We start from the raw sequence: 16,906 nt of genomic DNA, 5'->3' as shown, positions 1-16,906 counted from the left end.
GGGTCAGCTCCCTGCGGTGGTACGGGCCGGGGCGCCGGCCATCAGGTCAACGAAGCGGTCGAAGAGGTACGCGGCGTCGTGCGGGCCGGCCGCCGCCTCCGGGTGGTACTGCACCGAGAAGGCGGGCGTGTCCAGGCACTGCAGGCCCTCGACCACGTCGTCGTTGAGGCAGACGTGGGAGACCTCGACGCGGCCGAACGGGGTCTCGCTGACCTTGTCCAGCGGCGCGTTCACGGCGAAGCCGTGGTTGTGCGCGGTGACCTCGACCTTGCCGGTGGTGCGGTCCTGCACCGGCTGGTTGATGCCGCGGTGGCCGTACTTGAGCTTGTAGGTGCCGAAGCCCAGGGCGCGGCCGAGGATCTGGTTGCCGAAGCAGATGCCGAAGAACGGGGTCTTCCGCTCGAGCACGCCGCGGGCCACGGCGACCTGGTGGTCGGCGGTGGCCGGGTCGCCCGGGCCGTTGGAGAAGAAGACGCCGTCGGGGTCGACCGCGTAGACGTCCTCGAGGGTGGCGCCCGCGGGCAGCACGTGCACCTCGATGCCGCGCTCGGCCATCCGCTGCGGGGTCATCGCCTTGATGCCGAGGTCGAGGGCGGCGACGGTGAACTTCTTCTCGCCGATCGCCGGGACGACGTAGGGCTCGGTGGTGGCGACCTCGGCGCACAGGTCGGCGCCCTTCATCTCGGGCGCCTCCAGCACGCGGGCGAGCAGGGCCTGCTCGTCGGCGAGGGCCGGGCCGGAGAAGATGCCGACGCGCATCGCGCCGCGCTCGCGCAGGTGGCGGGTGAGTGCGCGGGTGTCGATGCCGCTGATGCCGACGACGCCCTGGTCGGCGAGCTCCTCGTCCAGCGAGCGGCGGGAGCGCCAGTTGGAGGCGACCCGGGCGGGGTCGCGGACGACGTACCCGGCGACCCAGATCTGCTTGGACTCGTCGTCCTCGTCGTTCCAGCCGGTGTTGCCGATCTGCGGGGCGGTCATCACGACCACCTGGCGGTGGTACGACGGGTCGGTCAGGGTCTCCTGGTAGCCGGACATGCCGGTGTTGAAGACCGCTTCGCCGAAGGTCTCGCCGACGGCGCCGTACGCCTGGCCGCGGAACGTCCGGCCGTCCTCCAGGATGAGCACGGCGGGCACTCGCTCCCGCCTGGTGCGAGGCGTGGTGGGGGCAGGTGCGGTCATGGGGCGGCCTCTTCCGTCTTCTTCGTCTTCGTTCGTTCGATCAGAGCCTCGACCGCCTCGACCCAGGCGGGGTGCTCGTCGGGGTGGTCGGCGCGGAACCCGGAGTCCAGGGCGGTGCCCCGGTGGTCCCAGGTGACGACCAGCAGCCCGGAGGGGACGACCTTGCCGGCGATCCCCGAGTCGCGCCGGGCGCCGGTGAGCGCCTCGGCGGGGATCCACAGGTCGGCGTCGCCGGGGCGGCGGACCAGCAGGCCCTGCCCGGTGAGGGTCAGCTCGGCCAGGCTGCGGTTGCCCAGGCCGTGCGCGACGACCCGGTCCAGCCAGTTACCCGCGGTGGTGGTCCCGTGGTAGCGCCCGGCCGCCTCCAGCAGCGGCGCCCCGGGGTCGTCGGGGGGCGCGGGCAGCGGGGGCAGGTCGGACTGCAGCGTGCGCCGCCAGTTCCAGCCCTGCCGCATCAGCCAGTAGACGAGCGCGATCAGGATCAGCAGACCGACCGTCCAGCCGATGTAGCCCGGCCAGTTGGTGACCCTGGCCTGCTCGGTGGCGAAGGCGGTCACGCCAGCCCGTCCCGGTCCGCCAGATCGCCGGCGAGCACGGTCGCCCTGCCGCGCAGGAAGGTGGCGTGCACGCGTCCGGGCAGGTCGAGGCCGCGGTACGGGGTGTTTCGGCTGCGGGTGGCGAAGCTCTCGGGATCCACGGCACCACGGTACGCGGGATCGAAGAGCACCAGGTTCGCCGGCTCACCCACCGAGATCGGGCGGCCCTGGCCGGTGAGACGGCCGATCCGCGCCGGGCGGTACGACATCCGGTCGGCGACGGCCTCCCAGTTCAGCAGGCCGGTGTCGACCATGGTCTGCTGGACGACCGACAGCGCCGTCTCCAGGCCGACCATGCCCATCGCGGCGACCGCCCACTCGCAGTCCTTGTCCTCCGCGGGGTGCGGGGCGTGGTCGGTGGCGACCGCGTCGATGGTGCCGTCGGCGAGCGCGGCGCGCAACGCCTCCACGTCGGCGGCGGTGCGCAGCGGCGGGTTGACCTTGTAGACCGGGTCGTAGGTGCGCACCAGCTCGTCGGTGAGGAGCAGGTGGTGCGGGGTGACCTCGGCGGTGACGTTCCAGCCCTTGGACTTGGCCCAGCGGACGATCTCGACCGAGCCGGCCGTGGAGACGTGGCAGACGTGCAGGCGGGAGCCGACGTGCGCGGCGAGCAGCACGTCGCGGGCGATGATCGACTCCTCGGCGACGGCCGGCCAGCCGCCGAGCCCGAGCTCGCCGGAGACCTGGCCCTCGTTCATCTGGGCACCCTCGGTGAGGCGGGGCTCCTGGGCGTGCTGGGCGACGACGCCGTCGAAGGCCTTCACGTACTCCAGGGCGCGGCGCATGATGACCGCGTCGTCGACGCACTTGCCGTCGTCGGAGAAGACCCGGACGCCGGCCGCGGAGTCGTGCATCGCGCCGAGCTCGGCGAGCTTCTTGCCCTCCAGACCGACGGTGACGGCGCCGACCGGCTGCACGTCGCAGTAGCCGGACTCCTGGCCGAGCCGCCAGACCTGCTCGACGACGCCGGCGGTGTCGGCGACCGGGAAGGTGTTGGCCATCGCGTGGACGGCGGTGTAGCCGCCCTTGGCGGCGGCCTGGGTGCCGGTGAGGACGGTCTCGGCGTCCTCGCGGCCGGGCTCGCGCAGGTGGGTGTGCAGGTCGACCAGGCCGGGCAGGGCGATCAGGCCGTGGGCGTCGATGTCGACGTCCGCCTCGACGGTCAGGCCCTCGCCGATCGCCGCGACGACGCCGTCGGCGATGTGGATGTCCTTGGGGGCGCCGCCGAGGATCTGGGCGTTGCGGATCAGGTAGCTGGTCACTGGGCGGTCTCCGAGGAGTCGGTGCGGGGGCTGTCGGCGAGGGTCGCGCCGCCGAGCAGCAGGTAGAGGACGGCCATCCGGATGGAGACGCCGTTGGCGACCTGCTCGACCACGGTGCAGCGCGGCGAGTCGGCGACCTCGGCGGTGATCTCCATGCCGCGGACCATCGGGCCGGGGTGCATCACGATGGCGTGCTCGGGCAGCTGCGCCATCCGGATGCCGTCCATGCCGTAGCGGCGGGAGTACTCGCGCTCGGTGGGGAAGAAGGCGGCGTTCATCCGCTCGCGCTGCACGCGCAGCATCATCAGCGCGTCGGTCTTCGGCAGCACCGCGTCGAGGTCGTAGCTGACCTGGCAGGGCCAGTTCTCGATGCCGATCGGCACCAGGGTGGGCGGGGCGACGAAGGTGACCTCGGCGCCGAGCGTGGTGAGCAGGTGCACGTTGGAGCGGGCGACCCGGCTGTGCAGGACGTCGCCGACGATGGTGACCCGGCGCCCGGCGAGGTCCCGGCCGAGGCCCGGGTTGAGGTGGCGGCGCATGGTGAAGGCGTCGAGCAGGGCCTGGGTGGGGTGCTCGTGGGTGCCGTCGCCGGCGTTGATGACGCTGCCGTGCAGCCACTCGGACTGGGCGAGCCGGGCGGGCGCGCCGGAGGCGTGGTGCCGGATGACGACGGCGTCGGCGCCCATGGCCTGCAGGGTGAGCGCGGTGTCCTTGAGGCTCTCGCCCTTGGAGACCGAGGAGCCCTTGGCGGAGAAGTTGATGACGTCCGCGGAGAGCCGCTTCTCGGCGACCTCGAAGGAGGTCTTGGTGCGGGTGGAGTCCTCGAAGAAGAGGTTGACGACGGTGCGGCCGCGCAGGGTGGGCAGCTTCTTGACGGCCCGCCCGGAGAGCTGCGCGAGCTCCTCCGCGGTGTCCAGGATCAGCAGGGCGTCGTCGCGGGCGAGGTCGGCGGTGGAGACGAGGTGGCGCTTCACGCGGGTCACTCCGGGAGGTGCGTTTCGGCGGCGAGCGCCTGGGTGGACCGGGCCGAGAAGTCGCGGTCGCCGACCAGGACGGCGTCCCGGCCGTCGGCGTCGGCGAGCTGGACCTGGACGGCCTCGCGCAGCGAGGTGGGCAGGTTCTTGCCCACGTAGTCGGCGCGGATGGGCAGCTCGCGGTGGCCGCGGTCGACCAGGACGGCGAGCTGGACGGCGCGCGGGCGGCCGATGTCGCTGAGGGCGTCGAGCGCGGCGCGGATGGTGCGGCCGGAGAAGAGCACGTCGTCGACGAGGATGACCAGCTTGCCGTCGATGCCGTCGGCCGGGATCTCGGTGTGCTCCAGGGCGCGGGCGGGCTTCAGCCGCAGGTCGTCCCGGTACATCGTGATGTCCAGGGTGCCGAGCGGGATGTCGCGGCCGGTGATCTGGGTGAGCCGGGCGTGCAGCCGGCGGGCCAGGTGGACGCCGCGGGTGTGGATGCCGAGCAGCACGACGTCGTCGGCGCCCTTGGCGCGCTCCACGATCTCGTGGGCGATCCGGGTGACGACCCGGGCGACGTCGCTCGCGTCCAGCACCTGGTGCGGCGGACGCGGAGCAGCGGGATTGTCTGTGGTCATGCCGAAGCGGACCTCCTTCCCCGCCTCACGGGACGGGTCTTAAAGGATGTCTGGGATTGGCGTCCGGCGCACCGGAGCCGCGCCCATGCTATCAGTGCGGTTCGCACGCCCCGGGAAGGTGCTGTTCCGGTTGGCGTCACCGCAGGTCAACCGGGCCACCGGGGCCCGGTTCACGGGCCGGTCGCGCGCTATTCGCACGACTGCCCCATTCGGCTTGACGCGACTACCTCACTCTACGTAACCTCACAGTGAGTTACGGGACCGGCGCCGTACCCACCGGTTCGGAGGACGGTCCGCGGTCACCACCCGCGCTCTCGTGGCTCGTCACTGCACGCGAAGCAATATTGTCCGGGGAGATCAATGTCCAGCGACTACGCGAAGCAGCTCGGGGCGAAGCTCCGGGCCATCCGCACTCAGCAGGGTCTCTCCCTGCACGGCGTCGAGGAGAAGTCCCAGGGTCGCTGGAAGGCCGTCGTCGTCGGTTCGTACGAGCGCGGCGACCGCGCCGTGACCGTACAGCGCCTCGCCGAGCTGGCCGAGTTCTACGGCGTCCCGGTCCAGGAGCTGCTGCCCGGCGGCACCCCGGGCGGTGCGGCCGAGCCGCCGCCGCGCCTGGTCCTCGACCTGGAGAGACTGACCCAGGTCCCGTCCGAGAAGGCCGGCCCGCTGCAGCGCTACGCGGCCACCATCCAGAGCCAGCGCGGCGACTACAACGGCAAGGTGCTGTCGATCCGCCAGGACGACCTGCGCACCCTGGCCGTCATCTACGACCAGTCGCCCTCCATCCTCACCGAGCAGCTGATCAGCTGGGGCGTGCTGAACCCCGACGCCCGCCGCGCCGTCCGCGAGGAAGACGCCGGCTGATCCCCTCCTCCTCTGCAGAAACGTCACGGCGGGGCGTGCGGCACCGGCTGCACGCTCCGCCGCGGCGTGTCCGGCGCCCCTGCGCCTCCCCCGCGGCACCGCGGTCAGCACACCGTCCCCAGACTGAAGCCCGGCCGGGCCGCCACCTCGTCCAGCTCGACCGCCGCCGGCACGTAGCCGTGCCCCTCGCTCTGCCAGGCCCACGCCACCTGCCGGTACTCGCCGCAGGCGCCCGCCGCCCCCTGCGAACCGTGCAGCAGCGCAGCCCCCGGCAGTTCGCGGTACAGCCCGGCACAGAGCACGGCGCAGACCAGGTCCAGGTCCTCGTCGTTGATCCGCACCACACCGTCCTCCCAGTGCAGGATGCGGGCCTCCGCCTCCAGCCTCCCGCCAGGGGCCTCCACCGCGCACAGGAACCGGTACGCGCCGAACCCGGCCCCCACCAGCATCCGCCGGAACAGCTCCGACGCCTGCTGGTGCGACTGCCGCACCCGCTGGCCCGTCTCTGGCCCGCCGTCGCCGTCGCCCAGCAGCAGCTCGATGTGGCGCAGCGTCAGCCCGCTCTCCCGGGCCCGGACCAGCCGCGGCACGAAGTCGCCGACCAGCTCCTCGCCCTGGTAGGGCAGCAGTTGCGTCTGCAGCGGCGGATTGACGAGGTACCTGTCCCGCGAGGCCGGCTCCGCCGGGTCCAGGCGGTGCAGCAGGCAGAAATCGGCGAAGTCGTCGGGGTGGAACATCCGGGCCTGCACGGTGCCGTAGGTGCGGCGCGCCTCCGCGAGGAGCACGGCGGTGTCCAGCAGGTAGCTGTCGAAGTCCGCGGCGTCGGTGAGGTGCCAGGCGCGGGCCCGCTCGAAGTCCTCCCGGCAGGTCAGGATGCCCGTGACGAAGGCCTCGTCGCCGTGCGGCCGGCCCGCGGGGGCGTGGGCGCAGCGGGAGGGCCGGGGAGTGCGGGGGTTGCGGGGCATCGTGGCTCCTGCGGGGTGGGGCGTGTCGGTCGTCGACGGCTGTCCGTCGCAGCTCTTCCTCCCCACCCCCGCGGATCGCACACACACCGGGTGTCACAGCCCTGTAACTGAAAGCAACGAACGCGAGTGCGGGCCGACCGCCCGGGGCATTGGGGCAACCCCGGGTGCCCCCACGCGCCCCTGATGGGTTTTCCCCGAGGGTCGGCTCCTGCCGGATTGCGCAGGCGAGCGGGGCGGCAGTAGGTTCGCCCACCGATCTTGCCTCTTCGCCGACTGGAGCCGTTCGCCGTGCCGCTGCTGGAGATATCCGACCTGGTGGTGGCCCGCGACCCGGTGACGGCCGAGCGGCTGCCCGTCCGCAGGGACGAGGTCGTGGCCGAGCTGCTGGCCGCCGGCGACCGCCGCGGTGCCCGGATCGCCGCGGCGATGCCTGCGGTCGACGGCGTGCTCGACCCGCTGGCGGTGGACCGCCGACTGGTCGCCGTGCACACCGAACTGCAGCGCCTCAGCGAGGAGTTGCGGATCGGCGATCGCCTCGCCGACCTCCTCGTGCCGCTGCTGGCCGCCGTCCGGGCCGAGCGGGCGGATGCCGCCCCGCTGCAGGTCGTCGACATCGGCTGCGGGCTGGGTTACCTGGTCCGTCGGCTGGCGGCCGACGGCAGGCTCGGTGCGGACGTCGAACTGGTCGGCGTCGATCTCAACGCCGCGCTGGTCGCCGAGGCCGAACGGCTGGCCCGGGACGAGGAGTTGCCCTGCCGCTTTGTGCACGGCGACGCCTTCCGGCTGCCCGAGCCGGCCACCGTGTACGTCTCGACCGGCCTGCTCCACCACATCCGGGGCGCCGCGCTGGAGGCGTTCTTCGCCGCACAGGCGGGGCCGGGGACGGCGGCCTTCTGCCACTTCGACATTGCCGCCAACTCGCTTGCCCCGATCGGTGCCTGGGTCTTCCACCGGGCCCGGATGCGGGACCCGCTGGGACGGCACGACGGCGTGGTCTCGGCGCGGCGGGCGCACGGCGACGCCGAGTTGCTGCAGGCCGCGGCCCACGCCGGGCCGCTGGTACCGCTGTTGTACGAGCCGCGGGGGCGGGGCAATCCGTTCTGCACGACACTGCGGCCCGTGCTCGGCATACGGCCGGGGCTGGAGGCGCCGTTCCGTGCGGCGCTGGGGCCGCGGGGTTCGGCCCGGCTGGTGGGTGCGGCATGAGTGCGGTGCTGCTGGTGCTGTTGGCCGTACTGGACGCGGCATTCGCCGGATTCCGGGCCTCGGCCGGGCGCGACGCGCGCATCCGCAAGCGGCGGGCGAACCTCCGGGCGGCCCGGCGCGGGCTGCTGGTGGGGGTCCCGCTGCTGCCGGCGGCGGCGCTGGTCGCCGGTGCGGTGCTGGTCGCGGCCGACGACCGCACCGCCCGGTTCCGCGAACTGGTCGCGGCGGGCGACCGGGCGGCGCTCGTCGTGGTGCCGTACGCGCTGGTGGTGTTCGCCGGGCTGGGGTGCTACCTGCTGGGGCCGTTCCGGGTCGGCACCCTGGCGATGGTGATCGGGCTGGGGCCGTTGACCATGCTGCGGCCGCTGGTGGTGGTCGGAGCGGTTGCCGCTGCCGGCTGGCACTCCCCCGCAGGCGCAGCCGTCACGGCCACCACCGGCCTCGGCCTCCTCCTGGTCGAACCCCTGGTCCACCGCCGCTGGTACCCCGCCCCCACCTGACCCGGACGGGGGCGCCGGGACGGCGACCGACCACTCAGGGACGCAGGGAACTGCGCAACCCAAGAGGCAGAGCCAACCACCCAGGGGCGCGGGGAACTGCGCCATCAGGGAGCGGTCCACCTGACAGCACAGGCCCGCCACAAGTGTCCCGCACCTGATCGGCCGGCCGCTCCCACATTGCGCAGCTCTCCACGCCCCCTGGGGCTCAACGTCGCGGGGCGCGGGCGAGTTGGCGGGACTGGGCCACCAGGCGGCCGGCTTCGTCCCAGATCTCGCAGTCCTCCTCGAAGTAGCCGCCGGCGAGGTTGCGGGTGGCGTGCGAGACGCGGAGCCAGCCGGGGGCGGGCTTGGCGCGGAGGTGGACGGTGAGTTCGATGGTGGGGGCCCAGCCGGGGAGGCCCAGGTCGAAGGTGACCGGGGGCAGGGCGTCGGCGACGAGGAGGAGCAGCAGCGGGTCGGGGCGGCGACCGTCGGCGAGGCGGAACCAGCCCTGGATGCGGCCGTTGCAGGAGGGCTGTCCGAGGGCCCAGCCGACGGTGGCCGGGTCGAGCCGAAGGTCGAACCGCTGGAGCAGGGCGGCCTGTTCGATGAACTGCGGCGGGGCGTGCTCGGCGCCGATGCACTCGTCGGGCAACGGCATGACCGGCGGCTTGGCGCTGGTGGCGACGTCGCCGTCGAGGGCACCGAGGTCGCCGTAGGTGGCGAGGACGCGCAGCCGCTCCTCGCCGTCCTGTTCGAGGACGGCGGTGCCGGTGGTGAGCGTGCGGCCGCGGCGGACGGTCTCGGTGCGGACGGTGGCCGGGCCGGGGCGGGAGGCGGAGAGGTAGTGCCCGGTGATGGAGAGCGGGTCGGGGTGCCCGCCGTGGGAGAGGGAGAGGGCGTGACCTGCGACGGCGAGCAGCAGGCCGCCGTTGACGCCGCCGCCGATCTGCCAGCCTTCGCCGAGCTCGGCCCCGTACGTGCCGGGTTCCGTGGCGTGCGGGGTCAGCGCGATGCCCTGGTCGAACTCGCTGCGGGTCGCCGTGGTCATGGGTGGTACGCCCTTCGCCTAAGACATTACTGATGAGTAGCCTACGCCCCCGTCGGTAACGTGCGAAGGCCGCCGGACCCATCGGTACGGCGGCCTCTCGCGGCGTCGGTGCGGTGTCGCTCAGTCGCGGCGGATCTGCGGCTTGAGATCCATGAACCGGGCGAGCAGGCCGTTGACGAACGCCGGGGACTCGTCGGTCGAGTACTCCTTGGCGATCTCCACGGCCTCGTCCAGGACGACCGCGTCGGGGACGCCGTCCTCCCAGATCAGCTCGTAGGCGCCGATCCGCAGCACGTTGCGGTCCGCGATCGGCATCCGGTCCAGCGTCCAGCCCACGGAGTAGGTGGCGATCAGCTCGTCGATCCGGCGGGCGTGCTCCGAGTACCCCTCGATCAGCTGCATGGTGTACTCGCCGATCTGCGGGGTGGTCTCACCCGGCTTGGCCTCCCGCGCCCGGCCCACCCACTCGGCGAGCACGCGCTCGGGCGCGACCCCCCGGTGGTCGGCCTCGAAGAGGATCTGGAAGGCCCGGGTGCGGGCCTTGGTGCGCGCGTTGGACACGATTACTTGACCCGGCCGAGGTAGCTGCCGTCGCGGGTGTCGACCTTGACCTTCTCACCGGTGGTGACGAAGAGCGGGACCTGGATCTCGGCGCCGGTCTCCAGGGTGGCCGGCTTGGTGCCGCCGGTGGAGCGGTCGCCCTGGACGCCCGGCTCGGTCTCGGCGATGGTGAGCTCGACGGCGGCCGGGAGCTCGACGTACAGCGGGACGCCCTCGTTCTGGGCGACCAGGGCCTCGAAGCCCTCGAGCAGGTACTTGGCGGCGTCACCGACGGTGGCGGAGTCGACCGGGACCTGGTCGTAGGTGTCCATGTCCATGAAGACGAACGCGTCGCCGTCGCGGTACGAGTACTGCATGGTGCGCTTGTCGACGTTGGCGGTCTCGACCTTGATGCCGGCGTTGAAGGTCTTCTCGACGACCTTGCCGGTGAGGACCTCCTTCAGCTTGGTGCGCACGAAGGCCGGGCCCTTGCCGGGCTTGACGTGCTGGAACTCGACGACGGACCAGAGCTTGCCGCCGTCCAGCTTGAGGACCATGCCGTTCTTGAGATCGTTCGTGGAAGCCACGGGCGCACTTACTCCTGATATAGCTGTCAAGGAACCAAGGGTGCGCGGCCGTGCCGCCGGGGCGGCTACAGCGCGAGGAGCTCCTTGGTGGTGATGGTGAGCAGCTCGGGCCCGCCCTCCTCGAGGGGGCGCACGACGAGCGTGTCCTCGATCCGGACTCCGCCCCGCCCCGGGAGGTGAACCCCCGGGCCGACGGTGACCGGCACGCGGTTGTCCAGTTTACCCATGTCGGCGGGTCCCAGGCGCGGCGCCTCCCGGATCTCCAGGCCGATGCCGTGTCCGAGCGGGTGCGCCGGGTTCTCGGTGTGGCCCGCGGCCTGCAGCACCTCACGGGCGGCCAGGTCGGGTACGGACTCCGAGACTCCGGGGCCGAGGGCCTCGCGGCCGGCGCGCTGGGCGCGGAAGACCAGGCGGTGCAGCTCGACCTGCCAGGGCGCGGGGGCCGCGCCGATGACGAAGGTGCGGGCGGTGGAGACGCCGTAGCCGCGGTAGCAGGCGCCGAGCACCACGGTGAGGAAGTCGCCCTCCTCGACCCGGCGGTCGGTCGGCTGGTGGGACTCCAGGCCGGAGTGGCTGCCGGTGCCGACGGACACCGGGAAGGCGGCCCGGTCGGCACCGTGGTCGATCATGCGGCGCTCCAGCTCCATCGCCAGGTGGCGCTCGGTGCGGCCGACCAGGATGGACTCGAGCAGTTCGCTGAGCGCCTGGTCGGCGATCTCGGCGGCGATCCGCAGGTCGGCGATCTCGTGCTCGTCCTTGACCACGCGCATCCGCTCGACCGCGGTGCCGAGGTCGGCGAGCCGGACGCCCTCGGCGATGCCGGCCACCGCGCGGTGGCGTTTGACGGTGAGGTCGTGCTCCTCTACGGCCAGGTCGGCGACACGGAGCCGGCCGGCGGCCTCGGCGGCGGCCAGTGCGGTGTCGGTGTCGGCGGGCACCAGCAGCTGGGCGACGTCGGGGCCGAGCAGGTGCTCGCCGCTCTCGTCGGGCGGCAGGTCGTCGGGCAGGGCGAGCAGGGAGCGCTCGCGGGTGATCAGCAGGCTGGCACCGCAGGGTGGGCAGCCGGTGAGGTAGCGGACGTTGGCGGCGCGGGTGATCAGGGCCGCGTCCACTCCCGAGGCACTGCAGTACTCCCGCAGGTGCTCCCGCCGGGCCTCGTACGCATCGGACATGCCACGAGCGTACGAACTGCGGACGTCGCGCGCCCGTCGAGCAGGGCAGGCGGCCCGCCGCTGCGCGAAAAGGGCCGGAAGAGTGCCCGGGGAGGGCGCGCGGAAGCTCCGGGCGCGGGTCGGGGCCCTGTCCTGCCCCGGGTCGGCTCCGGCGGGAATGGACGGGCGCCGGGCTGCGTTGGAGCCGTATGAAAACGACTTCCGTTCCCAGAAGAAGCTCCGGAGGGGGCCCGGAGCGGAGGTCCGAGCCCGCGAGGAGGACAGATGGCCCGCAGCGAACTCCGCCCGGTCGTCCGGCTGAGGTCGACCGCCGGCACCGGCTTCACCTACGTGACGCGCAAGAGCCGCCGCAACGACCCCGACCGGCTGGTGCTGCGCAAGTACGACCCGGTCGTGGGGCGGCACGTCGCGTTCCGCGAGGAGCGCTGACCGCCCGCATCGACCGCACGCCCGCCCGACATCCCGTCCGACCCTCCGAAGGAGCAGCCGCATGAAGCACGGCATCCACCCCGCCTACCGTCCGGTCGTCTTCCGCGACAAGGCCGCCGGCACGTCCTTCCTCACCCGCTCCACGCTCGGCTCCGCGTCGACCGTCGAGTGGGAGGACGGCACCGTGTACCCGGTGTTCGACGTCGAGACCTCCTCGGCGAGCCACCCCGTCTGGACCGGGCGGGCCCGCGTGCTCGACCAGGCAGGCCGCGTCGAGCTGTACCGCCGCCGGTACGGCCGCGGCTGACCGCACGGAAACGGCGCCCCCTCCCGGCCGGGAGGGGGCGCCGCCGCATGCGGGCGGGCCGGTCAGCGCGGGGGCGGCGGCACCGACACCACGAGGGTGAGCCGCACGGGCACCTCGCCGTCGTTGCGGTAGCCGTGCGCGGTGGCGGCCTCGTAGGAAGCGGTCGAGCCGGCCGGGACGCGGTGCTCGCGGCCGTCCAGGGTGAGGGTGAGCTCGCCCTCGTCGACCCGGGCGATCTCCACGGTGCCGGCCGGGTGCGGGTCGGAGCCGTGTCCCTCCCCCGGCAGGATCAGCCACTCCCAGAGCTCCAGCGGGCCGGGCGCCTCGATGCCGTTGAGCAGCACGCCGCTGCCGCCGTTGGCACCGGCCCACAGCTGGACGGCCTCGGAGTCGGGCACGATCCGGACGGTGGAGGTCTCGTCGTAGTCGAGCAGCCGGGCGATCGAGACGCCGAGGGCGTCGGCGAGCCTGACGACCGTGCCGACGCTGGGGTTGGTCCGCCCCTGCTCGATCTGCACGATCATGCCGCGACTCACCCCGGAGCGGGCGGCGAGGGCGTCGAGGGTGTGACCGCGGTCGGAGCGCAGCCGCTTCAGGTTGCGGGCCAGGGCCTGGGTGATGACATCGGGGTCGGGCATACCAGTCCAATATATTGATTCGTCTGGATCACTTTGCTGATCTACTCTTCCGGGACACGACGAGTCCAATTGACCGTACTCCGGAGTCCACTGTGCTGTCCCAGCTCCTCGCTCTCTCCGCCAGCCTGCTGTGGGGCGTGGCCGACTACGGCGGCGGCGCGCTGACCCGGCGGATGCCGGCGCTGACCGTGGTGCTCGCCTCGCAGGTCACCGCGGCGGCGCTGCTCGTGGCGGCCGTCCTGGCGACCGGCGGCCCCGGCCCGTTCACGGCCGGCCTGTGGTCCGCCGTCGCCGCCGGCGCGATCGGGCCGTTCGCCATGCTCGCCTTCTACCGGGCGCTCGCCCTCGGGCCCATGGGCGTCGTCTCGCCGCTGGCCACGGTGGGCGTCGCGGTGCCGGTCGGCGTCGGCCTGGCGCTCGGCGAACGGCCGGGCCCCGCCCAGGCCGCCGGGATCGCCGTCGCCGTCCTCGGGGTGGCCCTGGCCGGCGGCCCGCAGCGCGGCGGCGGCGCGGTCGGCGCCAGGGTGCTGGTGCTGACGCTCGGCGCGGCCTTCGGCTTCGGCGCGGTGATGGCGCTGATCGCCCACGCCTCGGCCGGCGGCGGCCTGCTGCTCGCCCTGTGCGTGCAGCGGCTGTGCAACATCGCGGTGGGCGGCGCCCTGCTGCTGGCCCGGGGCCGCGGGCGCTGGCCGGCCGGGCCCGGGGCCGTCCTGCGGCACCTGCCCGTACTGACCGCCGTGGGCGTGGCCGACGTGGCCGCCAATGCGACCTTCGCCGTCGCCTCCAACAGCGGGCCCGTGGCGGTGGCCGCCGTGCTGGCCTCGCTCTACCCGGTGGTCACGGCGCTGATGGCCCGCGGGCTGCTCAAGGAGCGGCTGCAGCGGGTGCAGGTGGTCGGCGCCGGCCTCGCGGTGGCCGGCACGCTGCTGCTGGCGGCGGGCTGACGCACCGTCCGCCCGCGCACCGGGCCGGCGGCCCGCGCCGCTCAGGCCTGCCGCTCCGGCGCCCACCGCTTCTCCACCCCGGCGATCCGCCAGTAGCCGATCGCCACCGCCCAGACCACCACGAACAGGCCGACGATGACGAAGCCCACGTTGTCCAGGCTCAGCCCGGCGACCCACCCCGTCACCGGGTCGGCCAGGCCGAGCTTGTCGTGCAGTACCGCCACCAGCTCGATCGTGCCGATGACGAACGCCACCGCGATCGACAGCCCGGTGATGGCCAGGTTGTAGAAGACCTTCCGCACCGGGTTGGAGAACGCCCACTGGTAGGCGAAGTTCATGAACGTGCCGTCCAGCGTGTCGAACAGGCTCATGCCCGCGGCGAACAGCAGCGGCAGGCAGACGATCGCGTACCAGGGCAGGCCCGCCGCAGCACCCGAGCCCGCCATCACCATCAGGGTCACCTCGGTGGCGGTGTCGAAGCCGAGGCCCAGCACCATGCCGACCGGGAACATCTGGCCGGGCCGGGAGATCGAGCGGGTGGCCCGGCCGAGGATGCGGTTCATCAGGCCGCGGGAGTCCAGCTGCCGCTCCAGCTCCGCCTCGTCGTACGAGCCGGCGCGCATCGCCCGGAACACCCGGAGGATGCCGAGCAGCGCGACCAGGTTCAGCGCGGCGATCAGATAGAGGAAGGCGCCGGAGGCGGTGGTGCCGATCGTGCCGAGCACCTGGTGCGTCGCCGACCCGTCGTCCATCAGCACCCCGGCCAGCTGCGCGCCGCCCGCCACCAGGGCGGCCATCAGCACCACCATCGAGGAGTGCCCGAGGGCGAACCAGAAGCCCACCGAGACCGGGCGCCGGCCGTCGGCCATCAGCTTGCGGGTGGTGTTGTCGATCACCGCGATGTGGTCGGCGTCGAAGGCGTGCCGCATGCCGAGGGTGTAGGCGGTGATGCCGAGGCCCGCGCCGAAGACCTGGGTGCCCACCTCGTACTTCTCCGGCACGACCAGCAGGAAGAGCGTGCCGAAGGCCGCGACGTGCATCGCGAGGATGACCGCCATCAGGCCGGCGGTGCGCAGGGTGTCCTCCCGCCGCCAGCGGAAGGCCGGCGGTCCGGGGGCGGTCGGCGGCGCGGCCGTACCGGTTGCGGGCAGGGTCATCTGCGGATCACGCTCCAGCACCTCGTGGAATGACGTCGTGAGATGCCGTGGCCGGTCTCCTGGCTCACGGGGAGGTTCCGACGGTGCCCGTACCCGGCCTTCCCAGGCGCGCTGCTGCGCCCAGTGACCCGCAAAGGGGTACGGATTGACTCCCCGTTCACAGTGGCGAGGGCCGCTCCGGACTCGGACCCGCGAGGGTCCTCCACCGGTCTTCCCGAACACCACGGCTGCTCCACCGTAGGGGTGACGGACCGACAGCTGCAAGCCTGCAGACCTGCGCAGGTGTCTGAGATCACGGTCGGACGGCCTGCAAGAATGCCGCCATGCACCTCGTCCCCGCCGACCGCACCGACCACCGCACCATCGACGGGCACCGGGTCTGCGAGGCCATCGCGGCGATCGGCGACACCGCCCGTGTCCGTACCTGGGCCGACCGCTTCGCCCTGCTCGCCGACCCCGGACGGCTGTCGCTGCTGCTCGCCCTGCACACCACGGGGCCGCTCGCCGTGACCGACCTCGCCGTCGCGGCCGGCATGCGCGACCCGGCGGTCTCCCAGGCGCTGCGGCTGCTGCGCGCCGCGGGCGTGGTCGCGGGCGAGCGGGACGGCCGCGTGGTGCGGTACCGGCTCACCGACCCGGCGGTCGCGGAGGTGCTGGAGCACGGCGTGCTCGGCCGTCCGGAGTGAGGGCCGCCCGGGTCGGAGCCGCCCGGCCGGGGGCCGTCCGGAGTGAGATCGGCTGCGCCGCACGCAGTATGACGGGGGATCGGCTTCGGCCAAGTTTTCTTGTCATGTCACCTTGAAGCAGCTCCGGTGGCCCATGCTTCCGGAGGCGGCCCGTCCGGGCCGCCGTTCCCAGGCTCCTGACGAGGAGACACCGTGAAGCTTCGCCGTACGTTCGCCGTGGGACTGCTGGCCGCAGCCGCCGCCCTGATCCCCGCGCACCAGTCCGGCGCCGCCGCCGGCGGCGGCCTGCCCTTCGGCTCGGCCACCACCGTCGGCCTCCACAACACCTACGACCCGGCCGCGTTCCCGTTCCTCGCGCAGAGCCTGGACACCGGCACCGGAATGATCGAGCTGGACGTCTGGACGGACACCGTCACCAAGGAGTGGAAGGTCAGCCACTCCAACCCGCTCGGCAACGCCAACAACTGCACCGCCGCGAGCAACCCCGCCCAGCTCTACAGCGGCGGCACCAACAAGAACCTCGAGCACTGCCTCGACGACATCCGGGTCTGGCTCGGCGCCCACCCCGGCAGCGGCCCGCTGGTGGTCAAGCTCGAACTCAAGGGCGGCTTCGCCGCCAACCGCGGCATGGGCCCGGTGCAGCTCGACAGCCTGATAGCCGCCCACCTGGGCAGCACCGCCTTCCGCCCCGCCGACCTGCTCGCCAGGCCCGGCGGCGGCTCGTACGCCACCCTCGACGAGGCCGCCCGGGCCGGCAACTGGCCGACCCGCGCCGCACTGGCCGGCCGGGTGCTGGTGGACGTCATCCCCGGCACCTTCGAGGAGGGCAACCCCTTCGACACCCTGCACACCGACGTCGAGTACGCCCGCCACCTGCGCGACCTGGCCGCGGCCGGGAAGATCGGCCAGGCCCAGGTCTTCCCGGTGGTGCACGGCGCCGCCTCGGGCGACCCGCGCGGCAAGTACGGCGAGACGAACATCCGGCCCTGGTTCGTGGTGTTCGACGGCGACGCCTCGGCGTACGTCGGCGGCATCGACACCGCCTGGTACGACAGCCGCCACTACCTGCTGGTGATGACCGACGCCCACAACGTCGCCCCCGCCATCAGCGGCACCGACCCGACCGCCGACCAGGCCCGGGCCCGGGTCTCCCAGCTCGCCGCCGCCCACGCCAGCATCGTCTCCAGCGACTGGCGGAAGCTGCCCGAGGTGCAGTCCACCGTGCTGCCGCGCGGCTGACGGCCCGTCGC

At 73.2% G+C, this 16,906-nt stretch carries 20 protein-coding genes and 1 riboswitch; of the genes, 8 read left to right on the top strand and 12 right to left on the bottom strand.

The features are described 5' to 3' along the window. Positions 1 to 3: 3 nt before the first annotated feature. From carA to pyrR, 5 genes are read right to left on the bottom strand one after another with little or no spacing between them, the layout of a single operon-like run. A complete protein-coding gene (gene carA / locus ACQ614_RS30560) occupies positions 4 to 1,179 on the bottom strand; it encodes a glutamine-hydrolyzing carbamoyl-phosphate synthase small subunit (protein WP_431682133.1) in 1,176 nt (391 codons plus the stop codon). Further along, complete coding sequence (locus ACQ614_RS30555; RefSeq protein WP_431682131.1) at positions 1,176 to 1,736, bottom strand: hypothetical protein; 561 nt, start codon at positions 1,734 to 1,736, stop codon at positions 1,176 to 1,178. Before ACQ614_RS30555 ends, carA begins: the two co-directional genes overlap by 4 nt. Next, the gene (locus tag ACQ614_RS30550; protein WP_431682128.1) at positions 1,733 to 3,037 is read right to left on the bottom strand and encodes a dihydroorotase; all 1,305 of its coding nucleotides are present in this window, start codon (positions 3,035 to 3,037) and stop codon (positions 1,733 to 1,735) included. Before ACQ614_RS30550 ends, ACQ614_RS30555 begins: the two co-directional genes overlap by 4 nt. Then, the gene (locus ACQ614_RS30545) at positions 3,034 to 4,011 is read right to left on the bottom strand and encodes an aspartate carbamoyltransferase catalytic subunit (protein WP_431682127.1); all 978 of its coding nucleotides are present in this window, start codon (positions 4,009 to 4,011) and stop codon (positions 3,034 to 3,036) included. The genes ACQ614_RS30550 and ACQ614_RS30545 overlap by 4 nt, the downstream gene beginning before the upstream one ends. A 5-nt stretch (positions 4,012 to 4,016) precedes the next feature. Continuing rightward, entirely contained in the window at positions 4,017 to 4,631 is a 615-nt protein-coding gene (gene pyrR, locus ACQ614_RS30540; protein WP_431682125.1) for a bifunctional pyr operon transcriptional regulator/uracil phosphoribosyltransferase PyrR, read from the bottom strand. A gap of 360 nt (positions 4,632 to 4,991) precedes the next feature. Here pyrR and bldD point away from each other — a divergent pair, with 360 nt between their 5' ends. Next, positions 4,992 to 5,495: a transcriptional regulator BldD gene (bldD, locus tag ACQ614_RS30535; protein ID WP_014134541.1), complete on the top strand. Its 504-nt coding sequence runs from the start codon at positions 4,992 to 4,994 to the stop codon at positions 5,493 to 5,495. 104 nt (positions 5,496 to 5,599) lie between these two features. On the opposite strand, the gene ACQ614_RS30530 is transcribed toward bldD, so the two are convergent. Next, positions 5,600 to 6,460 (bottom strand): hypothetical protein, encoded by an 861-nt coding sequence (locus tag ACQ614_RS30530; RefSeq protein ID WP_431682123.1) that lies wholly within the window; start codon positions 6,458 to 6,460, stop codon positions 5,600 to 5,602. A 258-nt stretch (positions 6,461 to 6,718) separates the two neighbouring features. On the opposite strand from ACQ614_RS30530, the gene ACQ614_RS30525 reads away from it, so the two are divergent. Next, positions 6,719 to 7,666 (top strand): class I SAM-dependent methyltransferase, encoded by a 948-nt coding sequence (locus ACQ614_RS30525; protein WP_431682122.1) that lies wholly within the window; start codon positions 6,719 to 6,721, stop codon positions 7,664 to 7,666. Next, positions 7,663 to 8,166, top strand: a complete 504-nt coding sequence (locus ACQ614_RS30520) for a hypothetical protein (protein ID WP_431682120.1) — start codon at positions 7,663 to 7,665, stop codon at positions 8,164 to 8,166. The genes ACQ614_RS30525 and ACQ614_RS30520 overlap by 4 nt, the downstream gene beginning before the upstream one ends. A 205-nt stretch (positions 8,167 to 8,371) precedes the next feature. Here ACQ614_RS30520 and ACQ614_RS30515 read toward each other — a convergent pair whose 3' ends face one another. From ACQ614_RS30515 to ACQ614_RS30500, 4 genes are all read right to left on the bottom strand, one after another. After that, positions 8,372 to 9,196: a thioesterase family protein gene (locus ACQ614_RS30515; protein ID WP_431682119.1), complete on the bottom strand. Its 825-nt coding sequence runs from the start codon at positions 9,194 to 9,196 to the stop codon at positions 8,372 to 8,374. 120 nt (positions 9,197 to 9,316) lie between these two features. Continuing rightward, positions 9,317 to 9,757 carry a transcription antitermination factor NusB gene (gene nusB, locus ACQ614_RS30510; RefSeq protein WP_431682116.1) on the bottom strand — a complete coding sequence of 147 codons (441 nt, stop codon included), beginning with the start codon at positions 9,755 to 9,757 and terminating at the stop codon, positions 9,317 to 9,319. A gap of 2 nt (positions 9,758 to 9,759) precedes the next feature. After that, positions 9,760 to 10,323, bottom strand: a complete 564-nt coding sequence (gene efp / locus ACQ614_RS30505; RefSeq protein WP_363492559.1) for an elongation factor P — start codon at positions 10,321 to 10,323, stop codon at positions 9,760 to 9,762. Positions 10,324 to 10,388: 65 nt separating this feature from the next. Continuing rightward, positions 10,389 to 11,495 carry an aminopeptidase P family protein gene (locus ACQ614_RS30500; protein ID WP_363492558.1) on the bottom strand — a complete coding sequence of 369 codons (1,107 nt, stop codon included), beginning with the start codon at positions 11,493 to 11,495 and terminating at the stop codon, positions 10,389 to 10,391. Between the two features lie 264 nt (positions 11,496 to 11,759). Between ACQ614_RS30500 and rpmG the strand changes: the two genes are divergently transcribed. Together rpmG and ACQ614_RS30490 are read left to right on the top strand one after the other, a co-directional pair. Then, a complete protein-coding gene (gene rpmG, locus ACQ614_RS30495) occupies positions 11,760 to 11,924 on the top strand; it encodes a 50S ribosomal protein L33 (RefSeq protein WP_431682114.1) in 165 nt (54 codons plus the stop codon). 61 nt (positions 11,925 to 11,985) lie between these two features. Beyond that, positions 11,986 to 12,231: a type B 50S ribosomal protein L31 gene (locus tag ACQ614_RS30490; RefSeq protein ID WP_431682112.1), complete on the top strand. Its 246-nt coding sequence runs from the start codon at positions 11,986 to 11,988 to the stop codon at positions 12,229 to 12,231. Positions 12,232 to 12,293: 62 nt separating this feature from the next. On the opposite strand, the gene ACQ614_RS30485 is transcribed toward ACQ614_RS30490, so the two are convergent. Next, positions 12,294 to 12,869, bottom strand: a complete 576-nt coding sequence (locus tag ACQ614_RS30485) for an XRE family transcriptional regulator (protein ID WP_431682111.1) — start codon at positions 12,867 to 12,869, stop codon at positions 12,294 to 12,296. Positions 12,870 to 12,964: 95 nt separating this feature from the next. Between ACQ614_RS30485 and ACQ614_RS30480 the strand changes: the two genes are divergently transcribed. Further along, positions 12,965 to 13,813: an EamA family transporter gene (locus tag ACQ614_RS30480; RefSeq protein WP_431684065.1), complete on the top strand. Its 849-nt coding sequence runs from the start codon at positions 12,965 to 12,967 to the stop codon at positions 13,811 to 13,813. Between the two features lie 41 nt (positions 13,814 to 13,854). On the opposite strand, the gene ACQ614_RS30475 is transcribed toward ACQ614_RS30480, so the two are convergent. After that, complete coding sequence (locus ACQ614_RS30475) at positions 13,855 to 14,970, bottom strand: HoxN/HupN/NixA family nickel/cobalt transporter (protein ID WP_431682109.1); 1,116 nt, start codon at positions 14,968 to 14,970, stop codon at positions 13,855 to 13,857. 32 nt (positions 14,971 to 15,002) lie between these two features. After that, a riboswitch (cobalamin riboswitch) is annotated at positions 15,003 to 15,211 on the bottom strand. Between the two features lie 82 nt (positions 15,212 to 15,293). On the opposite strand from ACQ614_RS30475, the gene ACQ614_RS30470 reads away from it, so the two are divergent. Continuing rightward, the gene (locus ACQ614_RS30470) at positions 15,294 to 15,656 is read left to right on the top strand and encodes an ArsR/SmtB family transcription factor (RefSeq protein WP_431682107.1); all 363 of its coding nucleotides are present in this window, start codon (positions 15,294 to 15,296) and stop codon (positions 15,654 to 15,656) included. A gap of 192 nt (positions 15,657 to 15,848) precedes the next feature. Continuing rightward, entirely contained in the window at positions 15,849 to 16,895 is a 1,047-nt protein-coding gene (locus ACQ614_RS30465; RefSeq protein ID WP_431682104.1) for a phosphatidylinositol-specific phospholipase C domain-containing protein, read from the top strand. The last annotated feature ends 11 nt before the right edge of the window (positions 16,896 to 16,906 follow it).

The sequence above is a fragment of the Kitasatospora dryopteridis genome, from assembly GCF_050749075.1.
In the GTDB taxonomy this organism is placed as follows: Bacteria; Actinomycetota; Actinomycetes; order Streptomycetales; family Streptomycetaceae; genus Kitasatospora.
Note: the sequence above shows the minus strand (reverse complement) of the source record. Positions and strands in the feature narration are given on the sequence as shown.

Coding starts and splice junctions, on each gene's coding strand:
- ACQ614_RS30500 (WP_363492558.1), bottom strand. CDS start 11,495: ATGTCCGATGCGTACGAGGCCCGGCGGGAGCACCTGCGGGAGTACTGC.
- ACQ614_RS30470 (WP_431682107.1), top strand. CDS start 15,294: ATGCACCTCGTCCCCGCCGACCGCACCGACCACCGCACCATCGACGGG.
- ACQ614_RS30530 (WP_431682123.1), bottom strand. CDS start 6,460: ATGCCCCGCAACCCCCGCACTCCCCGGCCCTCCCGCTGCGCCCACGCC.
- ACQ614_RS30520 (WP_431682120.1), top strand. CDS start 7,663: ATGAGTGCGGTGCTGCTGGTGCTGTTGGCCGTACTGGACGCGGCATTC.
- carA (WP_431682133.1), bottom strand. CDS start 1,179: ATGACCGCACCTGCCCCCACCACGCCTCGCACCAGGCGGGAGCGAGTG.
- ACQ614_RS30490 (WP_431682112.1), top strand. CDS start 11,986: ATGAAGCACGGCATCCACCCCGCCTACCGTCCGGTCGTCTTCCGCGAC.
- pyrR (WP_431682125.1), bottom strand. CDS start 4,631: ATGACCACAGACAATCCCGCTGCTCCGCGTCCGCCGCACCAGGTGCTG.
- ACQ614_RS30475 (WP_431682109.1), bottom strand. CDS start 14,970: ATGACCCTGCCCGCAACCGGTACGGCCGCGCCGCCGACCGCCCCCGGA.
- rpmG (WP_431682114.1), top strand. CDS start 11,760: ATGGCCCGCAGCGAACTCCGCCCGGTCGTCCGGCTGAGGTCGACCGCC.
- ACQ614_RS30485 (WP_431682111.1), bottom strand. CDS start 12,869: ATGCCCGACCCCGATGTCATCACCCAGGCCCTGGCCCGCAACCTGAAG.
- bldD (WP_014134541.1), top strand. CDS start 4,992: ATGTCCAGCGACTACGCGAAGCAGCTCGGGGCGAAGCTCCGGGCCATC.
- ACQ614_RS30515 (WP_431682119.1), bottom strand. CDS start 9,196: ATGACCACGGCGACCCGCAGCGAGTTCGACCAGGGCATCGCGCTGACC.